At 69.9% G+C, this 7,398-nt stretch carries 7 protein-coding genes; 4 read left to right on the forward strand and 3 right to left on the reverse strand.

Annotated elements, in window-relative coordinates; all coding sequences use genetic code 11:
* Positions 1-10: 10 nt before the first annotated feature.
* Positions 11-1,000 (forward strand): NADP-dependent oxidoreductase, encoded by a 990-nt coding sequence (locus ACFVM3_RS11585; RefSeq protein ID WP_378437877.1) that lies wholly within the window; start codon positions 11-13, stop codon positions 998-1,000.
* 141 nt (positions 1,001-1,141) lie between these two features.
* On the opposite strand, the gene ACFVM3_RS11590 is transcribed toward ACFVM3_RS11585, so the two are convergent.
* The gene (locus tag ACFVM3_RS11590) at positions 1,142-2,530 is read right to left on the reverse strand and encodes an MFS transporter (RefSeq protein WP_378437879.1); all 1,389 of its coding nucleotides are present in this window, start codon (positions 2,528-2,530) and stop codon (positions 1,142-1,144) included.
* On the opposite strand from ACFVM3_RS11590, the gene ACFVM3_RS11595 reads away from it, so the two are divergent.
* Entirely contained in the window at positions 2,529-2,879 is a 351-nt protein-coding gene (locus ACFVM3_RS11595; protein ID WP_125682962.1) for a metalloregulator ArsR/SmtB family transcription factor, read from the forward strand. The two genes, ACFVM3_RS11590 and ACFVM3_RS11595, sit on opposite strands and share 2 nt — an antisense overlap.
* Positions 2,880-2,902: 23 nt before the next feature.
* Here the strand turns inward: ACFVM3_RS11595 and ACFVM3_RS11600 are convergent, their stop codons facing one another.
* The gene (locus ACFVM3_RS11600) at positions 2,903-3,244 is read right to left on the reverse strand and encodes a metalloregulator ArsR/SmtB family transcription factor (RefSeq protein ID WP_340681308.1); all 342 of its coding nucleotides are present in this window, start codon (positions 3,242-3,244) and stop codon (positions 2,903-2,905) included.
* Positions 3,245-3,379: 135 nt separating this feature from the next.
* Between ACFVM3_RS11600 and ACFVM3_RS11605 the strand changes: the two genes are divergently transcribed.
* Complete coding sequence (locus ACFVM3_RS11605) at positions 3,380-5,281, forward strand: heavy metal translocating P-type ATPase (RefSeq protein ID WP_378437933.1); 1,902 nt, start codon at positions 3,380-3,382, stop codon at positions 5,279-5,281.
* Positions 5,282-5,284: 3 nt separating this feature from the next.
* Here ACFVM3_RS11605 and ACFVM3_RS11610 read toward each other — a convergent pair whose 3' ends face one another.
* Entirely contained in the window at positions 5,285-6,373 is a 1,089-nt protein-coding gene (locus ACFVM3_RS11610; protein WP_378437881.1) for a saccharopine dehydrogenase NADP-binding domain-containing protein, read from the reverse strand.
* Between the two features lie 91 nt (positions 6,374-6,464).
* Here ACFVM3_RS11610 and ACFVM3_RS11615 point away from each other — a divergent pair, with 91 nt between their 5' ends.
* On the forward strand, positions 6,465-7,394 hold the full coding sequence (locus tag ACFVM3_RS11615; RefSeq protein ID WP_378437883.1) for an NAD(P)/FAD-dependent oxidoreductase: 930 nt from the start codon (positions 6,465-6,467) through the stop codon (positions 7,392-7,394).
* Positions 7,395-7,398 lie beyond the last annotated feature (4 nt).

Here is a 7,398-nt window from a genome sequence, read left to right on the forward strand (position 1 = left end):
GGGAGAAACGATGGCTGACCGGTCACGGGCCGTGCATCAGGTGAGGCGCCCGCGGGGGTTGCCGGTGCCGGAGGACTTCGCCTTCGTGGAGGGTGCCGTCCCGAAACCGTCGGCCGGAATGGCGTTGGTGGAGAACCTCTATCTCTCCGTCGACCCGTACATGCGCGAATCCATGGACGAGCTCTGGGAGCTGAACGTTCCGCTGGAAGGCAGGTCGATCGGCCGCGTCGTCTACTCGCGCGCCGACGGGCTGGCCGAGGGCGACCTGGTGTTCCATCGGCAGGCCTGGCGTACGCACGCCCTGGTGGAGAAGGGCGACGCGCGGGTGCTGCCGTCGGTGGTGGGCGTGCCGGTCAGTGCCTACCTGGGCATCCTCGGCGGAACGGGGCTCAGTGCCTACGTCGGGCTGACCGAGATCGCGCGGTTGCGCGAAGGGGAGTCCGTGTTCATCTCGGCGGCTGCCGGTGGCGTCGGAAGCTCGGCGGGTCAGCTCGCGCGTCTGCTCGGTGCCGGGAGGGTGATCGGAAGCACCGGTTCCGCGGCCAAGGTCAAGCATCTCGTCGACGATCTAGGGTTCGACAGTGCCTTCGACTACCACGACGGGCCGGTCCGCGATCAACTCGCCGCGGCCGCCCCCGACGGGATCGACGTGTACTTCGACAATGTCGGCGGGGACCACCTCGAGGCGGCCATCAGCGCCCTGCGCGAACGCGGCCGGATCGCGTGGTGCGGTGCGATCAGTCAGTACAACAACACCGAACCTCCGCCGGGTCCGCGCAATCTCTTCGACATCGTCGACAAAAGCCTGCGGCTGGAAGGGTTCCTGGTCCGCGATCACCGGCATCGCCAAGGCGAGCTGGAGGAATTCCTCGTTCCGCACCTGCAAAGCGGTGAGGTCAAAGTGGACGAGACGGTGGTCGTGGGTTTCGACCACGTCGTCGACGCCTTCATCGGCATGCTCCAGGGGGAGAACGTGGGGAAGATGATCGTCCGCGTCTGACGCGTACCGGTGACTTTCATGTACTCGCGCTCACGAGAGTTTCGCGGTCGTGGGATGTCATGAAGGGCACCTTTAAGACGATGAAGGTCTCAAAGGGACCCTTCACGACATACGAGTTCGACGCCGGGCCAGCGGGATCACTCACGAGGCCACGGGCCAGCGGCGGTGGTGCCGGTCGATGACGAACTCGTGGCTGTGCCGCCACGTGCCGTCGTCGACCTGGACGGCGTCGGCGAGGTGAGCGGGGTCGACAGGCCCGTGGTGGGTGTGTTCGAGAAACAGGGGATCGCGGCGTGGCCATGACTGGACGGCGACGGCGAGCCCGAGGAGTCCGAGTCCGCCGAGGACGAGCCAGGTCACGGTGAATCCGGCGGTGGTGGCGAGCCGGCCGGCGATGGGGTAGGCGAGCAGCCAGCAGGCGTGCGACAGCGAGAACTGGGCGGCGAAGATCGCGGGCCGGTCGCTGGGGTGGCCGGATTTGCGCAGGACCCGGCCGACGGGGGTGAGCACCAGTCCGGCGCCGAGGCCGATGATCGCCCAGACCGTCAGTGCCGCACCCCATCGCCAGCCGCCGGTGTCCGCTGTGGACAGTGCGATCGCGGCGGTCATTCCGGCGAGGAGGGTTCCGCCGCCGGAAAGCATGACGGTGCGTTCGGGGATCCGGTCGAGGGCGCGGGGGAGCAGGAGCGCGACCAGGATGGTGCCGATACCGTTGCCTGCCAGGAGAAGCGCGACGTCGGCCTGGGATCGGCCGAGGGTGTCCTGGACGTAGTTGACCGTGTTGACCATGACGACCGAGCCGACCGCGGCGACCACCAGGTCGAGGCCGAGGGCTCCGCGCAGGCGCGGGGTCGCGGTGAAGATCTTGATCCCGGCGAGGGTGCGGTCCCGGACTCCGCCGCGGTCGCTGCGGGTCGCGTCGGGGATGCGGGTGCTCAGCACCAGGGCGGCGGAGGCGACGAACCCGATCGAGGTGCCGGTGAACAGCCAGTGGAAGGACACGAGGCTGAGCACGGCCGCGGCCAGCAGGGGACTGAGCAGGCTCTCCATCGTCGACGCCAGCTGCGACAGCGAGAGCGCCTTCGTGTAGTCGCGTTCGTCGGGCAGGATGTCCGGGAGGACGGCCTGGAAGGTGGGGGTGAACGACGCCGACGCGGACTGCAGGACCACGATCAGAACGTAGATCTGCCAGACCTGGTCAACGAAGGGCAGCGCGAGGACGACGAGCGCGCGGACGGCGTCCAGTGAAACGAGGAAGAGCCGTCGTGGCACCCGGTCGGCGTAGGCCCCGGCGAGCGGCGCGACCGTGACGTAGGTGATCATCTTGATCGCCAGCGCGGTTCCCAGCACCGCACCGGCACTGGCGCCCGCCAAGTCGTAGGCCAGCAGCCCGAGCGCTACGGTCGTCAATCCAGTGCCGAACAGCGCGACCAGCTGCGCCCCGAACAGATGCCGGTAGTCCCGATGGCCGAACAACGACACGCTCCACCACTCCAGCCGCTCGATGCTCCTTCCATGATAGGTGCTCATGTACGCACATGACGAATCAGGCGACCAGTGGACCCGGCTGCCTCCCGATGACCAGGTCGAGGTCGCGTCCACGGCGTTGCGGATGCTGGCCGATCCGACCCGGATGCGGATGCTGTGGTTGCTCAGCGGCGAGGAGTACGACGTCGCGTCGCTGGCGGCCGCGGTGACGATCGCGCGTCCGGCGGTGTCCCAGCATCTGGCCAAGCTCAAGCTGGCCGGGCTGGTCACGCAGCGCAGGGACGGCAGGCGGATCCTTTACCGCGCCCGCGGCGGGCACGTCCGGCGCCTGCTGGCGGAGGTCATGAACGCGGCCGACCATCATCTGCACGGGATCCCCGACCACGATTGAGCCGCTGGCCCCGGCGGATCAGATCAACGCGCGGCCGCCCTGGGCTCGGCGTCGATGTGGTCGGCGTGGAAGAGGGCCTGTTTGAGCAGCCTGCCGACGTGCTCGTTCGCGGCGGAGTAGTAGACGAAGGTGCCTTCGCGGCGGCCTTTGACCAAGCCGGCGAGCCGGAGTTTCGCCAGGTGCTGACTGACCGCGGTGGGGGCGGCGCCGGCGAGTTCGGCGAGGCAGGCGACGGAGGATTCGCCCTGCAACAGCGCCCACAGGACCTTGATCCGGGTCGGGTCGGCCAGCAGGCGGAAGGACTCGGCGGCCAGGTGTACCTGCTCCTCGTTGGGCATGTCGAAGTCCGGCAGCGACGTGTGCATGCGGCGAGCATACCTGGCTGCCCAGCTTCTTGCGTATCTGCGTGACTGCGTATATATGCTATCTGCGTGACTACGGATGTGCGTGAGCGCGCGAGCCTTGCCGATCGGACCGTGCCCCGGCGGCGCAGGGCGGGGATGTGGGTGCTGCCGGAAGTGCGGTGGGCGTCCGCCGCGACGGTCCTGTTCCTGGTGGGAGCACTGGTCCAGGTCACCGATGGGCCGTCTTGGCTGTGGTGGGGCCTGTACCTGGCCTGCTATGTCACCGGTGGCTGGGAGCCGGGCTGGGCTGGCCTGCAGGCGTTGTGGGAGCGCAAACTCGACGTCGACCTGCTGATGGTCCTCGCGGCGATCGGTGCCGCGGCGATCGGGCAGGTTTTCGACGGCGGGCTGCTGATCGTCATCTTCGCCATCTCCGGGGCGTTGGAGGCGATCGCGACGAAACGCACCGAGGACTCGGTGCGCGGGCTGCTCGACCTCGCCCCCGAGCGGGCGGCTCGGCTCACCGACGTGGGCGAGGAGATCGTCGACACGGCCGTGCTGCGGGTGGGCGATCTGATCGTCGTGCGGCCGGGTGAGCGGATCGGCGGTGACGGCGAGGTCGTCGAGGGCTCGAGCGACGTCGACCAGGCGAGTATCACCGGTGAGTCGCTGCCGGTCGACAAGACGGCCGGGGACGAGGTGTTCGCCGGCACCCTCAACGGAACCGGCGTGCTGCGGGTGCGGATCACGCGGCCCGCCGAGGACACGGTGATCGCGCGGATCGTCGCGATGGTCGCGGAGGCCAGTGCCACGAAGGCGCGCACGCAGTTGTTCATCGAGAAGATCGAGCAGCGGTACTCGATCGGCATGGTCGCCGCCACGGTGGCGCTGTTCGTGATCCCGTTGCTGTTCGGTGCCGCGCTCGAACCGACGTTGCTGCGGGCGATGACGTTCATGATCGTGGCGTCGCCGTGCGCGGTGGTGCTCGCGACGATGCCTCCGCTGCTGTCGGCGATCGCGAACGCCGGGCGGCACGGCGTGCTGGTCAAATCCGCCGTCGTGCTCGAACGGCTCGGCGCGATCACCCACGTGGCCTTCGACAAGACCGGCACTCTCACCGAAGGCACGCCGCGGGTGGCCGAGATCCGCGCCCTGCCCGGCGCCGGAATCGCCGACACCGAACTGCTCGCGCTGGCCGCCGCCGCGGAACATCCCTCCGAACACCCGTTGGGCCGGGCTGTCGTGGCGGCCGCTCGCGATGCCGGGATCGCGCTGCGTCCGGCCGAGGACTTCACTTCAGCGCCGGGACGAGGCGTGTCGGCTCGCGTGGATGGACACAGGATCGAGGTCGGCAGCCCGCTGCGGCTGCTCGAAGACGATCACGACCATGCTCGCGCCACCGTCGCCGAACTGGAGGAAACCGGGAACACGGCCGTCGTCGTTCTCGTCGACGGCCGCCCGGCGGGTGTCCTGGGGCTGTCCGATCGCGTGCGTCCTGCGGCGGCCGCGACGGTGACCCGGCTGACGGCGCTGACCGGTTCCGAGCCGGTGCTGCTCACGGGTGACAACCGGCGCGCGGCCGCTCGCCTCGCCGTCGAGGTCGGCATCATCGACGTCCGTGCGGGCCTGCTGCCCCAGGACAAGGTGGCCGCGGTGCGCGAACTGGAAGCGCGGGGCGCCAAGGTGATGGTGGTCGGTGACGGCGTCAACGACGCTCCCGCGCTGGCCGCGGCCCATACCGGCGTCGCGATGGGCCGGGGAGGATCCGACCTCGCGCTCGATACCGCCGACGCGGTCGTCACCCGGGACGAACTCGCGGCCATCCCCGCCGTGATCGGCCTCGCCCGTCGCGCCCGGCGGCTCGTCATCGCCAACCTGGTCATCGCCGCCACCTTCATCGGCGTGCTGGTCGTCTGGGACCTGGTGGGCCATCTGCCCCTGCCTCTCGGCGTGGCCGGGCACGAAGGCTCCACGATCATCGTCGGCCTCAACGGGCTGCGGCTGCTGCGCAAGTCGGCCTGGCGGCGCGCCGCCTCGTCCACCGGAGGAAAGTCCTGATCGTCAGGCCTTGAGTTGTGGCGCAGGGGAAGCCGGTCCGTGCGTTTCGGTGTGACAGAGCGGATCGCCGGATAAGGCGGCCCAAGTCTCGTGCGGGTCGAGGAATCGCCACGCCGAGTGGAGTCCGGTCGCCTCGCTCGCGAGGACGGCTTGGGCGGTGAGCGCGGCGACGACACCGCTCAAGCGGTATGGGTCGGTGGTCTGGAGCAGCCGCCAGGCCGGCGGGTTCCGCTCGTCGAGGTCGCGCCGTCGCACGAAGATCGTGTAGCGGGGCGCGTGCTCGGAGAGGTCTTCGGTCGCGGCCTTGGCGAGCTCTCCGGCCCAGGCCGTGGGGTCGTCGGGAGATTCGGCCCAGGCGGTGGCCAGCGTGGTCGGGATCCGTTCGGACACGTACACCGAGTAGCTCCGGACCTCACCGATGCCGTGGTGACGCGCGAAATCCGCGGATTCGGTGGTCAGGTACGGCAGGGCGTGCACGGCGGGGCCGAAGTGAGGAAGGCTGACATTCCATTGTGGACTCACGGATCCCTGGACGACTTCGCCGTCGCGCCACGACGCCAGCGGCGTGCCGAAGTCGGGTCCGGTGGCCAGCAGGATGTCCTGAGCCGAGACCGGTGTGATCCGGACGGGCCCACCGACGTACAGGTCGACGCCGGTGCGCGCGGGGTCGTCGCCGAGCAGCCCCCGGGGCAGGATCGCGGTCAGGCCGGGCATGACACCGGCCGAGATGACGGCGAGCCGGTCGGACGGCGGCAAGGCGCCGAGCCGTCGGAACAGAGGCTGGTCTCCGGCGACGTCGACGTAGTGGGCGCCCACGGCGCGGGCGGCGAGTGCGACGGTGTCGAGGACGCGGTACGAGGGCCCGGCGCAGTTGAGGACGACGGCGGCTCCGGCGCAGAAGGTGGCCAGGGAACGGCCGTCGGTCAGATCGACGGCGTGCGCGGAAGCGTTGTCGCCGAGTTCTTCGCACAACGCGGACGCGGACCGAGGATTCCGGCCGCCGACACGGACCGGGTTGCCGCCGTGGGCGGCGAGCCGCCGGGCCGCGGTGGCGCCGACGGCGCCGTAGCCGCCGAGGATCGCGATGGTCATTGCCAGGACCTTTCCGAGTGGGGACATCGACCGGTCAGGTGATTTCTGATAGTGATAGTCATTATCAGGACCTGGTCGAGGGAGTGTGATCGTGTTCGACGTCATCGTGATCGGCGGCGGGGCCGCGGGGCTGAGCGCCGCGCAAGTACTGGGCAGGCAACGGCGTTCGACGCTGGTGTTCGACGCGGGGCAGCCGCGCAACGCTCCTTCCGACGGCGTGCACATGTTCCTGAGCCGGGACGGGTTCTCCCCGGCGGAGCTGCTGCGCGTCGGCCGGGACGAACTGTCCGGCTACGAAACGGTCCGGCTGGAAACCGCGCGGGTGACGGCGGTTTCCGGGGAACTGGACGATTTCCGTGTGGAGCTGGCGGACGGCCGCGTCGAGCGGGCGCGGCGGCTCGTGCTCGCCACCGGGCAGGTGGACGAGCCTTGGGACATCCCTGGACTGGCCGAGCGGTTCGGAAAATGCGTGTTCCACTGCCCGTTCTGCCACGGTTACGAGACCACCGGCAAAACCCTCGCCGTACTCGGCCGTGACGTGCCGCAGGTGATGCTCGGGCTCTACGTCGCCGACCGGTTCGGCAAGGACGTCGTGGTCCTGACCGACGGCGAGCACGAGCTGCCCGCCGAAGCACTGGCCCGGTTGGACAAGGCGGGGATCCCGGTGCGGACGGACCGCGTCGAGCGGGTCGCCGGTGAGCTGGACGCGGTGGAGGTCCACCTGGCCGGTGGTGAGGTGGTGCGGCGCGAGGCGCTGTTCCACCGGGCCCCGACGCGCCAGGGCGCGCCGTTCGCCGCCGACCTCGGTTGCGAAATCCTCGCGGACGGCTGTGTCCGGGTCGACGAGTTCCAGGCCACCACGGTGCCAGGGGTGGCCGCGGCGGGAGACCTCGCGAGGCTGCCCGTGCTGCCCGACGCGTTGACGCTGGTCAGCCAGGCCGCCGCCGACGGGGTGCGCGCGGCGGTCTGGCTGGAGCAGGGCCTGTTCCGCGCCGGATTGGCCGGCGCGGAACAGGCTTAGCGGC

The sequence above is a fragment of the Amycolatopsis sp. NPDC057786 genome (assembly GCF_042797905.1).
Taxonomy (GTDB): domain Bacteria; phylum Actinomycetota; class Actinomycetes; order Mycobacteriales; family Pseudonocardiaceae; genus Amycolatopsis.

Coding starts and splice junctions, on each gene's coding strand:
- ACFVM3_RS11585 (WP_378437877.1), top strand. CDS start 11: ATGGCTGACCGGTCACGGGCCGTGCATCAGGTGAGGCGCCCGCGGGGG.
- ACFVM3_RS11595 (WP_125682962.1), top strand. CDS start 2,529: ATGTACGCACATGACGAATCAGGCGACCAGTGGACCCGGCTGCCTCCC.
- ACFVM3_RS11590 (WP_378437879.1), bottom strand. CDS start 2,530: ATGAGCACCTATCATGGAAGGAGCATCGAGCGGCTGGAGTGGTGGAGC.
- ACFVM3_RS11600 (WP_340681308.1), bottom strand. CDS start 3,244: ATGCACACGTCGCTGCCGGACTTCGACATGCCCAACGAGGAGCAGGTA.
- ACFVM3_RS11605 (WP_378437933.1), top strand. CDS start 3,380: ATGTGGGTGCTGCCGGAAGTGCGGTGGGCGTCCGCCGCGACGGTCCTG.
- ACFVM3_RS11610 (WP_378437881.1), bottom strand. CDS start 6,373: ATGACCATCGCGATCCTCGGCGGCTACGGCGCCGTCGGCGCCACCGCG.